Here is a 16,925-nt window from a genome sequence, read left to right as displayed (position 1 = left end):
TCATTTACGCGAATACAGGTAGGTTGCTACGATGAAGTTGCCATTAATATCTTTTAAATGATTCCTTAAGAGACGAAAGTAGTGCAGCTGAAACTACACTTCTAAATTTAAGAAATGCGAAAAAGAAGGGGATTATTAAGTTGATAACAAACCGGAGAACAGAGATTAAGATTGCCAAACTGCATTCGGATCAGATAGAACAATATGAACTGTTGCATCGAGATATGCCGGCAGAAATGGATCAGCGACTAAGGGAAAGGTTTACCTTGATCCGATTATTCCGTGTAGGTACAGATTTGGTTATGATACAGGAAATAGATCCTGAATTGGAGAGGCAGGACCGGAAGTACGACGAGGCTATTATTAGTGAGTGGAACAGGCTGGTAGGAACTTGCTTCAGTGAGGATTGGAGGGATGTAACCGAAATCTATAAGTTAACAGTTGAATGAAGAACCAGTTTTATTGGTGAAATAGATTGTCACCAGCTATGTCGGTAGTGAACAAATAGGAGGTTCAATATGTCAGAAAGAGTAGCTTTAGTAACCGGAGGCGCATCGGGCATTGGGAGAGCCATCTCGATACGATTGGCTGAGGATGGATATACAGTCGTCATCGCAGACCGAAATTCTTCACTTATCGATGAAGTCGTCGAGTCGATAACCATAAACTCAGGTCGCGCTTACAAGCAGTTGATTGATGTAACGAATGAAGAGGCTCTCAATCAACTATTTCAGAATTGGGAAGCCAACTACGGTAGATTGGATGTTCTTGTAAATAATGCTGCAATAAGCAAGGCTAAACCGTTGGCGGATACCGAGCCAGAATTATGGGATGCCATAATGGATGTAAATCTAAAAGGGGTTTACTTATTATGCCGACATGCCTATCCTCTGTTGAAGGTCAATAGTGGCAATGTGGTAAACATATCATCCATTCAGGCTCACAATCTTGCCGAAGGGAACGCAACCTACGGCATATCCAAAGCTGGAGTAAATTACCTGACCCGAGTGCTCGCCAAGGAATGGCTTAAGGATAGAATTCGCGTGAACGCGGTTCTTCCAGCTGCTGTAGACACTCCTTTGTTTCGAGAAGTAGCGGGTGTGAATTCCGAAGAAACCTTGCGGAAGTTAGAGAGAAGCATCGAAGGAGGGGGAGTTCAAACATCCGAGCAAATTGCTGGTGTTGTTTCTCTACTTTTAAGACCTGAAGCATCAATTATTACAGGCACGTGTCTCGTAGCAGATGGCGGCAGCCAATTAAGATAATGGGGGACATGGAATATGAAAATTACTGACGTTAAAATTTACCTGCGCGAACAAAAGAAAGATACCAATAGATTCAGATGGCGTGATGGTTTAGCGGGACCTGAGGTGTATGGCAATACAAGCAATGCTGTTCTTCGAATCATGACGGATGAAGGCATTGATGGCTATGCTACCTACAGCAACGCGGATTATCTAGTTTATATTGCAAAAAAGTATTTCAAAGATTTGTTAATCGGAGCGGACCCTCTGCAAAAAGAACTGCTGTATCATAAAATTTGGGAGATCGACCGTCTTGATTATTTACCGCTGCAATTCTTCGGACTTGTTGATATAGCCCTGTGGGACATTACGTCCAAAAAAGCACAACTGCCTTTGTACCAGCTTCTCGGAGGGTTCCGGGAAAAAGCGGAAGCTTATGCCAGTACAGCCACTTACAACACCCTTGAAGAATTTATGGATATCGCTGATCAATGTTTGGAAAGAGGCTATAAAGGGATCAAGCTGCATGCGTGGGGTGATGCGCGTAGGGATGCTGAGCTGTGCCAAGCACTGCGGGCGAAGGTAGGCAAAGATCTCAAATTGATGTATGACGGCTCGGCCGGATTTGATTACCATGATGCGTTATACCTCGGCAAAGCGTTGGAAGAGGCAGATTATTATTGGTATGAGGAGCCGATGCGCGAGTATAGCATTTATGCGTATAGCAAGCTGGCAGATAAATTGTCCATACCGCTTCTCGTTGCAGAGACTTCACCTGGAAGCTTCTATAATTCGGCTGATTTCGTGCATTTTGGTAAAGGCGATATGGTTCGGGTAAGTCCCGGGTTAAAAGGCGGCGTCACGGGAGCTATGAAAATTGCCCACATGGCCGAATCCTTTAATCTTCGAGCGGAAGTACATGGCGGCGGAGAATTGTGTATGCAGATGATCGCAGCAATCAGAAACACATCCATGTATGAAGCTTTCATATGGGGCAATCCAATTACTGACACTCCAGAAGTTGATGCGAACGGATTCGTACATGTGTCTAAGAAGCCGGGATTGTCGGGCCATATTGATATCGAAAAGGTTGAGAAAGAGGCATACGCTACGTTTTCGGTATTGGATTTCTTATGAGGAAAACAGATTATTCTACCCGTAATGGATTAAGGCAGGTTGCCAATAAATTAACTATAGGACATCAAGCGACAGTCGCTTTCATAGGAGGATCGGTTACAGCGGGAGAGGGGGCTTCTGATTCAGAATCCACAAGCTACCGTGCACTGACATATCGATATTTAGAGCGCCGCTTCCCCGAAGTGGCGTTCAAGTTCATCAACGCAGCCATTGGAGGAACTAATTCTACTTATGGGGCGTTTCGTTTAGAAGAGCATGTACTCGACCGCGGTGATGTCGATCTCCTATTCGTCGAGTTTGCCGTTAATGATGCTGGAAATCGCACCGAATCCATTCGGGCGATGGAAGGCATTGTTCGTCATGCCAAGCGAAGCAATCCGCAAATCGACATTTGTTTTATTTATACCGCACGCCGATCGGGCTCCGAAAGCTATTCGGCAAATCGCAGGCTGCAGGACAATATTTATAACCACGAGGAAGTCGCTGATTATTATCGACTTCCTTCCGTTAACATTGCCGGTGCCATGTATAACAAGATCATCTCGGGGGATCTAAAATGGGAAGATATTAGCGGTGATGACGTGCATCCGAATGATTTCGGTTATGGTTTGTATGCAAGTGTGATGGAAGATTTCTTGGAAAAAGAGCTAATCCCGTACAATGAGAAGTCTGAAGAGCCTCTTGCACTCCCTTCGCCACTAGATTCGCTTTGTTATGAGAATGGAAAGCAATTGTCACCTTTAATAGCTCATACGAGTTCCAATTGGCGAATGATTGAAGGCTGGACAACCGAGAAACTCTTCAACTGGGCGCCAACTGCAGACATCTTTTTTGGGGAGTCACCCGGGGATGAGTTTCAATTCAGCTTTACCGGAACGGCAGTCGGCATCTCCTTGCTGGCCGGTTTGGATACTGGAGACATTGAGGTTTCACTTGATGGCGGAGCTTTTCGAGCCATACTGCTTTTTGATCGATACTGCTTAATGTTTTATCGACCAATCATGGTCATGTTTTCCACCCATCTGGATCGTTGCACACATACCGTAATCATACGCATCTTCAGTGAGAAGCATGAATCGAGCAGTGGGCATGCGATTCGATTGTTGAAGCTGCTAGTGAATGAATAGAGTTAAGCCTGCCGATATTATCCGCACACCAAAAAAAAAGCAAAGGGTTGATTATATGCTTAGCACATTAACGCTCCGCGAATTGAAGAATGCTCTAGAGCAAACACAGCCGGAATCGCGCAAGCTGTTTCCTGAAGCTGCATCCACTGAACGGTGGATGCAGCTAAGAAAGGTTGAACGGTATGCGTCGTTCTGGGAAGGGCTAGAGGAACAGGCTGCACGTATCCAGGAAAATCCAGCTTCTCTGCCTCAATTTTCCGATTATATCGTATTCGGTGAGACGGGTGACAACATAAACTTTGAGAATATACGTAATCAGTTGTATGCGGGGCTACACACGTTCAGTTTGCTTGCTATGACGGACGACCGTCCAGAATGGAAGACAGGGCTTGAGAATGCGATTTGGTCCGTGTGCAATGAATATTCCTGGGTACCGCCCGTACATGCCGGGCTGTATGTGAATGAATATCCGAAAGGCATTTGGGATCAACCGATTCCGCCCCGTGAAACCATCGATCTGCAGGCATCTGCAGTAGGCTTTGCACTGGCTGAAATCATCTACCATGTAGGACACCGTCTGCACCCTTGGGTAGTCTTCCGTGCCAAAGAGGAGATCGAGCGCCGCATCTTTCAGGTTTATTTCCATGATCCTGTTCCGCAAAACTGGGAGTTGAAAACGAATAACTGGCCGGCGGTTTGCTCAAGTAGCATCGGCGTCGCAGCGATTTATTTAACGGATGACAGCGAACGGCTGGGGGGGATGCTATGGCGGGTAATTGGCGTTTTACGCCAATATGTGTCAGGTTTTGACGAGGAGGGAGCGACCCCTGAAGGACCGGTATACTGGCAGTACGGTTTTTCGCACCTTGTGTATTTTTCCGAATTGCTGAAGGAGCGCACTGGCGGACGCATCAACCTGCTTGCTGAACCGAAAATTGAGAAGATTGCGAAATTCCCGCATTACTGCATGTTATCGAACGGCAAAGTCGTCAATTTCTCGGACGCTGCGGAAGAAATTCGTTTCCATACAGGACTCTTCCATCGTTTGCGCCAAACGATCCCTTCCCTTTCCTTACCGCCGGAAGCGTACCAAGCCAACCAAGTTCGGGCTTCTTGGATCGAAGCGACAAGATTATTGCTTTGGTCGTCGGATCAACCCGCTACTGAGGCAACGCCTGTTGCCGATGGGCAAGATCGGGTGGAGGAACGGATTTTCATCGGAAATCAGTGGGTGGTGTCAAAGGTTCGTCAGACGGATGGCAGTTTAGCCGCATTCGCAGCGAAGGGCGGGCATAACCAAGAACCGCACAATCATAACGATTTGGGGCATTTCATACTGCATGCTGGCGGAGTTAATGTGCTCGCAGATATTGGAATTGGCGTCTATACGAGGCAGTATTTTCAGCCAGAACATCGGTATGACATGATTCAACCGGGTTCTCATGGACATTCTGTGCCGATTATTAACGGTTGCCGACAAGGCTTTGGCCAAAAGTACAGTGCAGAAATAGTAAATCAAGACATAACCGAAGACGAGCTGCTATTTGAGCTGGATTTATCAAAAGCTTACGAGTGCCCCTCGTTACAACGATTTACTCGCCAGTTCCTGTGGCGCCGCCCGATGAACGAAAACTCGCAGCTGATTCTGACCGATCATGTCACGATGCTTGAACCTGCTTCCTCTTTCCAGGAAGTATTCATTTGCGGTGTTAAGCCGCAGCCAAAGGGGCCGGGCCAATTCTCGATTGGCGCAGTTATGATGACCTTTGATGCAAATGAGTGGCAGGTTGAAGTGGAAGCACAATTGACGGTTGCGCATCCTGCCACAGAAAGGACGTTTTATCGACTGCTGCTAACTCGTAAAGAAATGAGTAAGTCCATTACATGCCATTTTCGATTTGATGTCAGCTAAAGTCAAAAAGTCAATCGGGCTCTCGCTGGTCGGTTGCTAGCTGCGAAATAGAACAAAAAACGGCTGTTAACTTCTTTGAGTTAACAGCTGTTTTTTAAATCAATCGATATTGACGACGAAAGATCGTCGGGGCTACGCCTTCCATCTTTTGAAACAATTTGGTAAAGGCATGAACCGAGGAAAAACCAAAACGTTCGGCAATCACCGTTACTGTATCATTCGTACTAAGCAGGTCGTTCTTGGCTTTGTTGATGCGGCAACGATTCCAATACCATTTGGGCGTATAGCCGGTATGTGTCCGGAATAGAGCATGGAAGTGGCTCCGGCTAAGTCCGAGCTTCTCCGCCCAACTTTCGACGTCTTCGTATTCACCGCCCGCAAGCCGTTCCATCGCTGCGAGCAGCTTGGTGATACGCGGATCTGTGAGATCGAATTGGCGCTTAGCCAACCGGTAGACTTGGTGAAGCAGGAGATTAAAATGACCTGTGATGGCTAGCGAATTCGGATAATCCTCGTGATCGAGGATCGATAAATCAGGAGATACCGCCTCGAACTCGGACGTTACCGCTTCGAATAATCCCTTCCATACGCTGATCGAATCTACCACTAGCGAGACAGGTAATCCGCAATCGAGCTGTTCGTCCAACAACCGGTTATCTGATTCCTCTGTATGTTGACACAATAAATCACTGGGAAACCGTACACCAGACTTCACGCGATAGGACCATTCGAAGAATACACATCGAAAGGTGAGTGGACTGTCTACATCCACCTCCCAAGTGTGGGATATGCCAGGCTGGATAAAGAACAAAGTCCCTGGCTGTAATTGTAAATTCGGTCGGTCTTCGTAGAGGATGCTTCCGCAGCCGGATTCGATGAAATACAGGGAGGGGACATAGCAAAACCGAGGACCATACCGATCGCCAGCGAGCAGGGGGACACGGATTGAAAACCGTACAAAAGGACACATTAATGTAGAATTCAACTTTATCACCAGCCTTTATATTAATAGTATCATACAATTGGATAAATTGAATACTTTCAGACAAAGACAGGATGTCATGTGTTCAGTCATAATAGTCTTAATGCGAGAGTGAATTCGCGACGAGAGGATGAGCTGAAAGTGCCAAATGCGAATGTAATCCCAACGGAAGATGACGTTAAATTTTTCAAAGAAAATGGCTACTGGGTCTCTCCAAAGATTATAGACGATGAAAGACTGGCTAGGCTGCGCGAAAGAATGGAAAGAGTGTACCAGGAGGAATTCGAGACTGGAACGCCCCCCGAAACCATCTGGAGCTACAAGAAAGGTCACCCAAAAACGCTTCGCAAAACAGATATGGCGAGTTATGCTGACTTCACGATTCGCGCACTTGCCCAAGATCCAGTGATCGGTGAGATTGCCGCTGCTCTAACGGGTAAGGATACGATCCGGTTCTGGGCAGATCAACTGCTGCTCAAACCGGAACAATCTGGAGGTCAAGGCTCTAACGTCGGCTGGCATCAGGATTATACGTATTGGCAATGTTTCCACAACCCGGAAACGCTCCTTACGGCATGGGTCGCATACGATGATGTTGATGAAGAGAATGGCTGTATGCAGATGGTACCAGGCAGCAATCATTGGGGGCTGCTATCAGGAAGTGACTTTCATGAACAAAATTTAGATAAGCTCAAGCAAGGGATAAACGTGCCTGAAGGGCAGACTTTCCGAACTGTACCTATCGTAATGAAAGCTGGACAAGTCAGCTTCCATCACAGCTTAACCATACATGGGAGCGGACCTAACAGATCGGACAGGGTACGTCGTTCGTCGGCGCTTCACCTTATGACGGGCGAAGCGCGCTTTCGGGATGATGAGCGATTCCGATATATCTCGATCAATCAATTCATGGCTTCTGGCGGTAAAGATGGCGATATTGCTCAAGGAGATATGTACCCAGTCATATACAAAAAGTGAAAATTATCGCTGATTTTAGTCAGGGGGAGGAGAGGAACTAGGCTAAACCAATTAACATTTCGACAGTTTAAGAATGCTTTGGAGGAGACGCAGCATTTGCCGCACTCCCTATTTGTAGAAACAAAGTCTCCGGAACGGTGGAGGCAAAGTGGTCAATTTTTCCGATTCATGGGATAGTCTTCAATTCAATCTCGGTCTTATACATCGTCTACAATCATATGCGCCTTCACTCCGTCTGCCTTCTGTAGATTATCGGGGCGCTCCGGTCTTTAATAATTTGGTGGATGCTGCTAGGTTTATACTTTGGTCGCCAGATTCATTCCCAGGGGAAAGTGCAGAAGAGCAAGCACGTGTCGAGGAACAGATTTTCACCGGTACTCAGTGGGTTATTTCGAAAGTCAGGAGACCTGATGGACGAATGGCCGCATTTGCTGCTAAAGGCGGTTACAACGAAGAGCCGCATAACCATAACGATTTGGGCCATTTTATTTTACATGTTGATGGTGAGAATGTTCTTGCAGATATTGGTATCAGTGTATATAGCAAACAATATTTTCAACCTCAATACCGCTATGAAATGATAAATGCAGGATCTCATGGACATTCGGTTCCTATCGTTAACGGGTGCAAACAAGGCTTTGTCAAGGAGTATCGTTCTGAAATCCTATATAGTCAATTCACTGAGGATGAAGTTCAATTTGGGTTGGACTTAACAAAAGCCTATGAGTGTGACTCATTGGAGTTGCTTACAAGAGAGTTTATATGGAGATGTCCAGAGAACGAGGATCCTCAATTAGTCATTAGAGATAAGGCTAATTTCTCGAAAATGCCTGAATCTTTTCAAGAAGTTATCATAAGCAGTGTACCAACACAGGAGTCAAATTTAGGTCGAATTCAAATGAACACAGTGATAATGCACTATGATCCCGAACAGTGGAAGGCTGAAGTAGAACGGATATTAATTGATACAAACTCAAAAGATGGATACAATTAAACAAGCAATTTAGATAGGTGACCACAAAATATTAAATATAGGTATGGTTGGATTGCTTTTAAAAAAAGATTTCAAAAAAGAACACGAACCTTATATGGGCAATCGTGTTCTTTTTTGTTTAGGGTAAGATGCAATGAGGCAAATGTAAACCCAAAGCTGGATTTATTATTTTATGCATTATTATGAATGATTATATAAAGTTGTATTTGCGGATAGTCTCAATAATTATGACAATTACGGTATCTTTGAGGAGTTGAGTATGAAATAATTATCACTAATTATGAAAACGACCCTTGACAGATCAACGTTTTCCGTCAAACGTTTCTCAGTAATTATGACACCACACAATGTTGTTTCTTCTTATCATTTAGCTTTTAGCCAATTATGCGCTTAGGGCTAAACATTACGCGCATGGTCATTTCAAAGAACATTAATTATATTTCTATAATATTAATTTTTTATCAATTTCAAAATCTAAATGGTGGTATAATTCACACCAAAATCTGATTACTTTTATCGAGAAAAAGGGATATGCGGTCATTGAGGATCTGAAATCCGAAATAAGTCACAAACAACAAGCTTATCGGTTAAACGATTATAAAGCCATGTTTGAACGATGGTTAAATGAATATCATTATATGGGGACACATCGGATAGAAATAGTAATAGCATTAAACTATATCCATGAACAATATCAAACTAAGTTCACTTTGGATGATATCTGCAATCACATCAACATAAATCGATCTCATTTTTCTAAGTTATTAAAAGAACATCAGGGAGTATCCGTTATTAAATATTTGGAAGGGTCCGAATGAAACAAGCCAGAGTACTTTTACGGACAACGCCATTAACCATCAGTGAAATAGCCGATAGAATCGGTGTACAAGATATATTTTATTTCAGCAAACTATACTAATTATCATCGATGCCTAACGAGATGGTGCAAGTGATACCGAAGAGGGATCTAAGAGAACTGAACCAAAGGGGAGAAATTACATTGATTAGGACAATCGCGGGAGTCGGAAAGCGAAAATGGACAAACCGTTTCTATTATTATTTATTTTCCTACATATTACTCGTCGTAACGCTGCTTTCATTTGTTAGTTATGTTGTTTATCAATCATTTATAACTTCATTAAGCAGTGAAATCGAAACTTCGATCGTTTTGAGAATGAGCAAAATCAAAGATGAGATGGATACGAGAATTGACGAGATGAATCGGATCGCGTTACAAATCGGTTCTGATTCATCACTTTCCCAATATAGAGTCTCAGAGGATGCGTATGCTCCGTATAGGACGGTTAACGAACTGAAGAAATTCAAATCGACTAACCTGTTTATTCATGACATCGTTCTATTTTATAATTGTGTATCCTGCACATCGATGTACGCAGCAAGTGGAACATACGATACGAATAGCTTTTTTAACCAATTATACAATTATCAGAATTGGAGCAGGGAGCATTTTTTATATACATTACCCACCATGATTGCACCTGTCATGCGCCCGTTGGAACAGATTAAAGTTATCGGGCAGTCTACGAATATGTCTACTTATATATATCCGATTTCCAATAATTCAACAAAACCATACGGTGCCGTCCTATTCTTAATTGAAGAACGGACACTCACTCAATTAATTCAAAGTACTTTGGGAAATTATCAAGGGTTCACGTTTATTTTAAACGGAAGCGAAATCATTGCGAATCATGCTAATGGTGAAACCGACAATAATGCGAGCTATATTCAGCAATGGATTAAAACAAATTCGCTAACGCCCCCTATAAGTGAAGTCAAGATAAATAATCATACATATACCGTAATCAACGTTAAATCAACCTTTAATGGATGGTCCTATATCACCGTAATGCCGAGAGAGCAAGTGATGAATAAAGTCGATCGGAGCCGTTCGTTGTTTAATTGGACAATAGGTGCCGTATTTTTGCTGGGGATAATCATGGCTATATCTTTTTCAACAAATAATTACAGGCCGTTGAAGAAGCTGATGACGGCTATTAGGAACGATCAGAGTTCCCCTGTGAAGGATTCATCCAGCAAATCGAATGAGATTGAAGTGATATCCAATTATGTTTCATATATGAATAAAGAAAATGATAGTTTATCGGCTAAATTGCAAAGCCAAGCAGGAATCGTAAAAGAACAGTCAATCATCAAAATAATAAAGGGTCATGCAACCGAATATGAACAACAAGATACGAGCGCTGCCATATCGAGGCTGCAGTTGGATAAACCGTATTTTATCGTATTATTATTTTTAATTGACAAGTCTCAGCAGTATCCACAATCGATGCAAGAATTAATAAGATTTAGTCTTATTAACATTACGGAAGAGATGGCTTTAGAGCAGGGCATCGGCTACGGGGCAGAATTGACGGATGAACAAGGTATTGTGTTTTTGTTAAATTTGAATGAAAAGTATGCTGAGATCGAGCAGGTTAAAGATTTAGCAGTCAAAGTGAAAAGCTTCTTCATACAAAAGTTCCGTCTGACGGTTACAGTTAGCATCGGAGATATGTGTTCGGAATTTTCGAACATTCATCAATCCTTTTTGCAAGCTAAACAGGCTATGCGTTATCGCTTTATTAAAGGATGGGACAAGGTTATTTGTTTCAGTGAGCTGCACCGCATGCAGAATTCCGAAAAGTGGTATCCGATCGAACTGGAATCGGATCTTTTAAAGGCGATCAAGCAAGGAAACGGCTTGGAAGTACAACGCATTATTAAGGGTACAATGGACAATATTGCAATGAGGCAAATGTCTCTAGAGGCAGTTGAATTTATTTGTTTTCATATTGTGAATACGATGATGAAAGCACTTATTGAATTAAAAATTGAAACCGATCAGGGGATCGAACAAACATTAGAAGAACTATACATTCCAAGGTTTGAAACCATTGAAGAAATGGAATGTTTCATCATCGATTTTTGCCGTAATGTGTGTAATCGTATTGTGCATCAAAAAGAAAGTAAAAATTTCACACTGCTTGAAAATATGAAGGAGTACATTTACAACAATTTTCGTGACAATACGATTGATCTTAATCGAATAGCGGATACCTTCGGTATTTCTGCATCTTACGCTACCAGATTTTTTAAGGATCATACGAGCTATTCGATTATGCGTTATATCGACCAGTTAAGAATGGATGAATCCAAAAGTTTAATTGGTACGACAGATCTGACATTAAATGAAATCATGAATGAAGTGGGTTACGTCGATTCAAACAATTTTATTAGGAAGTTTAAAAAAATCGAAGGTGTTACACCAATGGAGTATAGGAAGAGTATTAGTGGAGGACTGTAATTTTGTGATTTTCGTGTACTTAAGTGGGGCTGGGGGATATCCAGCCCTATATTTATTGCCAACAACCGGCATTGTAAAAATTAGCAGATGGGCGAAATTACTACCTATGGTGAAAATTCAAAAAGAATTATATAGTTGCTATGAAAAGTCTCAAAATTTAGAACTGGGGGAGCGAAGAAATTTGAAAAAAGGGCTAATGAGTAAGCTTCTTTCAACTGCAGTAGCAGCTTCAATGGTTTTTGGCGCAGTAATGGTGTCACCTGCAAAGGTGATTTTGGCAGAGATGGTGAATGCGATGCCGCCGATTATTCCCAAACCTGCAAGCTTTACAGGTAAAACAGGTTCCTTCACCGTAACGGGAAGCACTACGATCTATGTACAAGGCAAAGATGCCACAGAAACCCAAGAAATTGCGGATAATGTGGGGGCATATCTGAAAAACAAATTCGCCACAGCAGCGGGATATACGTTAAGCATTGTACAATCGGCACCTTCCGGAACAAACTTTATTTTCTTTACAACAACTGGTGACGACAATTCTTCATTCGGGAACGAGGGTTATAACCTCGATGTGGCTGCAGAGCGCATTACGGTAACAGCCAACAAAGCAGCAGGATTGTTCTATGGTATGGATACCATCAGACAAATGCTTCCCCCTGACATTGAAAAAAAATCTTTGGTGAGTGGTGTGACGTGGAGCATTCCTTGTGCGACCATTAACGACAACCCAAGATTTGGATATCGTAGTTTTATGATTGACGATGCCAGAAATTTCTTTGCTGTCGATGAAATCAAACGTCAAATCGACAATGCGGTCCAGTATAAGATGAATACGTTACACCTCCATCTGAGCGATGACCAAGGTTGGCGTTTGGAGTTGAAAAATTATCCGCAGCTTGCCAAGATCGGCGGTTCTCAAGTCATTGACGACTTCTATTATAGCGGTGATTTTCCCCCTGGATTAGCCAAAGGTACCGCTGCCTATTATAAAGCAGCTACTGGCCCAGCAGGAGGAAATACGGGATTCTATACACAGGATGAATTCAAAGATATCATAGCCTATGCACAGGCGCGGTATATGCAGATTATTCCTGAGTTTGACGTACCTTCGCATACCAATGCGCTTTTGTCAAGCTATGGCTTTTTAAACCCAAATGGTCAAGCCAGTGCTCAGTCAGGTAACACAGGAAAGAACCTTCCAGCGAATCCATATACCGGTAATGGGGTTGGATTCAACTCATTGACAGCCAAAGACCCAGCCACGATGGTATTTTTGGATAACTTATTCGCAGAAGTAACAGCCATCTCCCCATCTCCATATATTCATTTGGGTACGGACGAAGCGCATGATACAACATTAGCCGACCGTAACTGGTTTATTGATTATCTGGTATCTCTTGGTGTTAAGTACAACAAAACCGTAATAGGTTGGGACTCAGCGGATGCTGTAAATGCATCTTATCATGTTCCCGATGTACTACAGTATTGGCATAATACAGATCGATTGAGCATTCCTGCTAATGCCTTTAACCAAGGCAAGAAGGTAATTGTATCCAATCAGAACTATTCCTATCTTTCCAAAAGAGTGACTACCAATATGCCGGTAGGTAGAGGCGGCGGTGCTTGGCCTAATGGTCTGCCTACCGACATAGCTTACTATGATGACCCTCGTAATCTGGTGGGTGCAACCAGTGACGACCAAATTCTAGGCGTGGAAGCTTGTTTATGGGGTGAAACCGTAGGTACCCCCCAAGGCTTAGACATGCAGTTCTATCCAAGACTTCCTGGTTATGCGGAAATAGGTTGGTCACCTAGAGGCACCAGCGGACCTATTGGTTGGAATGATTATAAGGAGAGACTAATTGCCAATACGACAAGAATGACCTACCAGGGAATCGGTTTCTTTCCTGACCCAGCCGTATTTGCTGTACAAGTGCCTGCTTCGACAGGTAGTGCAAGTTCTTACTACAATATGAATGAAAAAACCGCAACAACCGGTTCAACGCTTGAAGACGTTATCAACGGTAACAACGCAACAATATCCGTAGCAAATGGCGTTACGTTTACAGGAGCCATTACAACGGTACCTAACGATTTAAGTCCAGCACTTGGAAATGGCTTGTCTTTTAACGGTACCAAAGGAAATTATGTCAATATAGGCAAGCCGGATATACCTAAAGGGAATGATTGGACGGTAACTGCTTGGGTTTATAGAGAAAATATAACACCTGCTCCTACGACTGTAGTTCTGGTCGCTGGCGATGGCGCCGTTATTAAGAGTGAGCAGTATAATGGCAGTAAAAAGGTTGGAATTACTGGCCTCGATGTTAATGGTACCAAAAGAGACTTCCAGTTTAAGAACTATAGCGGATTACCTGTAGGCGCATGGACACATCTTGCTTTCGTTGGTACATCCACAGGTACAAAACTATATGTAAACGGTACATTAGCAGATACACTGACTGTTGGGGCACAAGGTACTACAACTTCCGGTACAGCTACAATCGCTGCATTTCCTGGTCCTAGAAAAACGATTGGTGCCGAAAATCCAACTTCCGCATCTACAAGCTTCAAAGGCAAAATGGACGAGTTGAGAATCTTTGAAAAAGCACTGAGCGCCGCTGAAATTACTGCTATTGCAACAGTGCCTTCTTTATCGGAACCAGCATTATTTGAGGATTTTGAAGCAGGTTTTGGCAATTGGACATCCGTAACAGGAACACCTTCAACCGATGCGTCACTAAAAATAAACGGTACAAACAGCTTTGTTGTTAATGAAGCCAAAGATACGATTTCCCGCACACTGCTACAACCAATTAATGGGATTGCAACACTGTGGTTCTACGATACAGGATTGTCAGAGCTTAACCAACAGACGTTGGTCTATGATTCTACAAACCCAATCGGTCTTATTGGAGTTGGCATCAATAGCAATATCAACAATAATTATTATACAGTCACAACCAGTACCGAACAGAGCGCAGCTACAACAATTGCAAGAAAAACGGGTTGGCATAAAGTGATGTATGATTATACGTCCAATAGCGCTGTAGATATATATTTGGACAACAAAAAGATAGGTACTGTTTCAGGGTATGCCAAATTTGATACGATTCAATTGGGAGATAACTCATCAAGCACATACTCTGGTACACCTACAGGATATTATGATGATGTTCAGATTAATCATTTCTCGGCATCTCTGGCTGTACCACCATATTTTTCACCAGACTCAAGCTTAAGCGCCCTTATGTATAATAACGGAACACCTGTTTCTGTTGATTATTTCACAGGGGGAATGAAAACATATGATGTGAAGTTGCCGGCTGGAACCACTACGATTCCAACGGTTACCGCAACACCAACAGTGGCTGCTTCCAAGGTGGTTATCACACAGGCTGCGACTTTACCAGGCACAGCAACTGTACAGGTAACAGCATTAGATGGTTCTGTATCCATATATACAGTTAAGTTCACAGTACTTCCTCAACTTGTTCCTGCAACTATACCATCTAGTTACAGTGCAACTACGATCATCAACACACCGGTTTCAGGTAGAGTAGTACCAACAGGTGCACAGCCTGAATATCCGGCAATCACCTTCGCAACAGTCGCTCGCAATACGAAAAGTGAATATGGGACGGTTGCTACTACAAATGGAAAAGTGCTTGTAAATAAAGATGGTACGTGGGTTTACAATCCTAAACCAGGGTTTACTGGAACGGATAGCTTTAAGATTGATGTAGACCAAGGTACTGGCACAGCGGTAGCACAGACTACAGTAAACATTACGATAAATGCGAATACACCTCCTACAGTCAGTGACTATAGTGTGGATGCCATTCCTGTTGTACCAGTTACCGGCACTGTAGTAGGAAGCGACGCAGACGGGGACATCTTGGTTTATAGCGTATTAACCCAACCGACAAAAGGTGCGGTTACGCTACAGGCTAATGGAGCATGGTCCTATACGGCTAACAACGGTTCATTAGGCGCTGACAGCTTTGTAGTTAAGGTGGATGACTATAAAGGTGGGGTAGTAAACTCAACCGTGACAGTCAATGTAAGTGACATGACGCCTAGCATTACAACTGAACCTGTTGGTGCTGCTTACTTTGTAGGCGATCAAGCAAACCCATTGACTGTAGCGGTTGCAACAACGAATGGCGCCATCACTTACCAATGGTATTCGAATACCACATCATCAACAACTGGCGGAGCGCCGATAAGTCATGCAACAAATGCTGCATTCACACCTCTTACAACAAATGCAGGCATTACTTACTACTATTGTGTTGTAACGAATACCTTTAGCGGAGTCACAGCAACTGCAACCTCTGATATTGTTGGTGTTGAAGTTATTGAAAAGCCTGATGTTACATCACCATTAACTGAAGCCGCTTTGGACGGCGTGAATGGCACTGAAGACTGGTTTACTTCAGACGTAAAAGTAACGCTTCAAGCTCAAGACGATAAGACGGGTGTAGCGTCTACTGAATATGCGTTAACCGTCTTGCAGAGCGTATACGGCATGGAATCAACAAACGGCTTCGTACCATACACTTCGCCGTTTGTGCTTAGCGACGGGATTTATGAAGTGCAATATCGTTCGACAGATAAAGCTGGAAATGTAGAGGCTGTCAAGTCCGTTACCGTTCAGTCTGATACAACGGCGCCGACGTTCACGGTATCGGTGAACGGAAATCCACTTATAGAGGGTATGGTGTTCGAGGATAGTCAGACCGTTACGCTTGCTTTGCAAAGTACGGATAACTTGTCCGAAATCGCTTATCAATCCGTAACGGTAGATGGAAAGTCTTATGAGTCCGGATCGGCGCTGAATTGGGCAGGTCAGCTCGGTACTCATGTCATTCAAATTTCCGTAATGGATCAAGCGGGGAACACGAGTCAACAGACGACGAAAGTAACTGTAACGACAAGCGGCAATTCGATGCAGCTATTATTGGCCGCATTCTCTGGAAGTGGAGATGTTAGCGGGGCGCTGCAAGTCCAGTTATCTAACAGCTTGACTCAAGCTCTAGATCAGTATGCTAAAGATCATAAGGAACAGGCAGTTAAACACATGCAGAATTTGCTTAAGCATATGTCTAAGATGGATCAAACTCAGCCGGGTAACATTTCTGACAATGCGAAACAGGTTTTGACCACCGATGCGAATTCGGTAATTGCAGCCTGGTCAAATTAAGCATGAAGATGATATGA

At 43.3% G+C, this 16,925-nt stretch carries 11 protein-coding genes; 10 read left to right on the top strand and 1 reads right to left on the bottom strand.

What is annotated here, in order from left to right:
• The first annotated feature begins 140 nt into the window (after positions 1 to 140).
• From AC58QC_RS03705 to AC58QC_RS03685, 5 genes are all read left to right on the top strand, one after another.
• Positions 141 to 449 (top strand): L-rhamnose mutarotase, encoded by a 309-nt coding sequence (locus tag AC58QC_RS03705; protein WP_497413844.1) that lies wholly within the window; start codon positions 141 to 143, stop codon positions 447 to 449.
• Between the two features lie 69 nt (positions 450 to 518).
• Positions 519 to 1,265, top strand: a complete 747-nt coding sequence (locus AC58QC_RS03700) for an SDR family NAD(P)-dependent oxidoreductase (protein ID WP_497413843.1) — start codon at positions 519 to 521, stop codon at positions 1,263 to 1,265.
• Positions 1,266 to 1,280: 15 nt separating this feature from the next.
• The gene (locus tag AC58QC_RS03695) at positions 1,281 to 2,381 is read left to right on the top strand and encodes an enolase C-terminal domain-like protein (protein ID WP_497413842.1); all 1,101 of its coding nucleotides are present in this window, start codon (positions 1,281 to 1,283) and stop codon (positions 2,379 to 2,381) included.
• Entirely contained in the window at positions 2,378 to 3,508 is a 1,131-nt protein-coding gene (locus AC58QC_RS03690) for an SGNH/GDSL hydrolase family protein (RefSeq protein ID WP_497413841.1), read from the top strand. The genes AC58QC_RS03695 and AC58QC_RS03690 overlap by 4 nt, the downstream gene beginning before the upstream one ends.
• 55 nt (positions 3,509 to 3,563) lie before the next feature.
• Positions 3,564 to 5,420: a heparinase II/III family protein gene (locus AC58QC_RS03685; RefSeq protein WP_497413840.1), complete on the top strand. Its 1,857-nt coding sequence runs from the start codon at positions 3,564 to 3,566 to the stop codon at positions 5,418 to 5,420.
• A gap of 94 nt (positions 5,421 to 5,514) precedes the next feature.
• On the opposite strand, the gene AC58QC_RS03680 is transcribed toward AC58QC_RS03685, so the two are convergent.
• Positions 5,515 to 6,405, bottom strand: a complete 891-nt coding sequence (locus AC58QC_RS03680) for an AraC family transcriptional regulator (RefSeq protein ID WP_497413839.1) — start codon at positions 6,403 to 6,405, stop codon at positions 5,515 to 5,517.
• Between the two features lie 138 nt (positions 6,406 to 6,543).
• On the opposite strand from AC58QC_RS03680, the gene AC58QC_RS03675 reads away from it, so the two are divergent.
• From AC58QC_RS03675 to AC58QC_RS03655, 5 genes are all read left to right on the top strand, one after another.
• Positions 6,544 to 7,380, top strand: a complete 837-nt coding sequence (locus tag AC58QC_RS03675; RefSeq protein WP_497413838.1) for a phytanoyl-CoA dioxygenase family protein — start codon at positions 6,544 to 6,546, stop codon at positions 7,378 to 7,380.
• Positions 7,381 to 7,528: 148 nt separating this feature from the next.
• Positions 7,529 to 8,374: a hypothetical protein gene (locus AC58QC_RS03670; protein ID WP_497413837.1), complete on the top strand. Its 846-nt coding sequence runs from the start codon at positions 7,529 to 7,531 to the stop codon at positions 8,372 to 8,374.
• Positions 8,375 to 8,979: 605 nt separating this feature from the next.
• The gene (locus AC58QC_RS03665) at positions 8,980 to 9,192 is read left to right on the top strand and encodes a helix-turn-helix transcriptional regulator (protein WP_497413836.1); all 213 of its coding nucleotides are present in this window, start codon (positions 8,980 to 8,982) and stop codon (positions 9,190 to 9,192) included.
• A gap of 182 nt (positions 9,193 to 9,374) precedes the next feature.
• Positions 9,375 to 11,702: a helix-turn-helix domain-containing protein gene (locus tag AC58QC_RS03660; protein WP_497413835.1), complete on the top strand. Its 2,328-nt coding sequence runs from the start codon at positions 9,375 to 9,377 to the stop codon at positions 11,700 to 11,702.
• 181 nt (positions 11,703 to 11,883) lie between these two features.
• Positions 11,884 to 16,908 (top strand): family 20 glycosylhydrolase, encoded by a 5,025-nt coding sequence (locus AC58QC_RS03655; protein WP_497413834.1) that lies wholly within the window; start codon positions 11,884 to 11,886, stop codon positions 16,906 to 16,908.
• The last annotated feature ends 17 nt before the right edge of the window (positions 16,909 to 16,925 follow it).

Source organism: Paenibacillus sp. J22P51 (assembly GCF_059692215.1).
This window is presented reverse-complemented; position numbering and strand designations above follow the sequence as displayed.

Coding starts and splice junctions, on each gene's coding strand:
- AC58QC_RS03700 (WP_497413843.1), top strand. CDS start 519: ATGTCAGAAAGAGTAGCTTTAGTAACCGGAGGCGCATCGGGCATTGGG.
- AC58QC_RS03695 (WP_497413842.1), top strand. CDS start 1,281: ATGAAAATTACTGACGTTAAAATTTACCTGCGCGAACAAAAGAAAGAT.
- AC58QC_RS03690 (WP_497413841.1), top strand. CDS start 2,378: ATGAGGAAAACAGATTATTCTACCCGTAATGGATTAAGGCAGGTTGCC.
- AC58QC_RS03685 (WP_497413840.1), top strand. CDS start 3,564: ATGCTTAGCACATTAACGCTCCGCGAATTGAAGAATGCTCTAGAGCAA.
- AC58QC_RS03665 (WP_497413836.1), top strand. CDS start 8,980: ATGTTTGAACGATGGTTAAATGAATATCATTATATGGGGACACATCGG.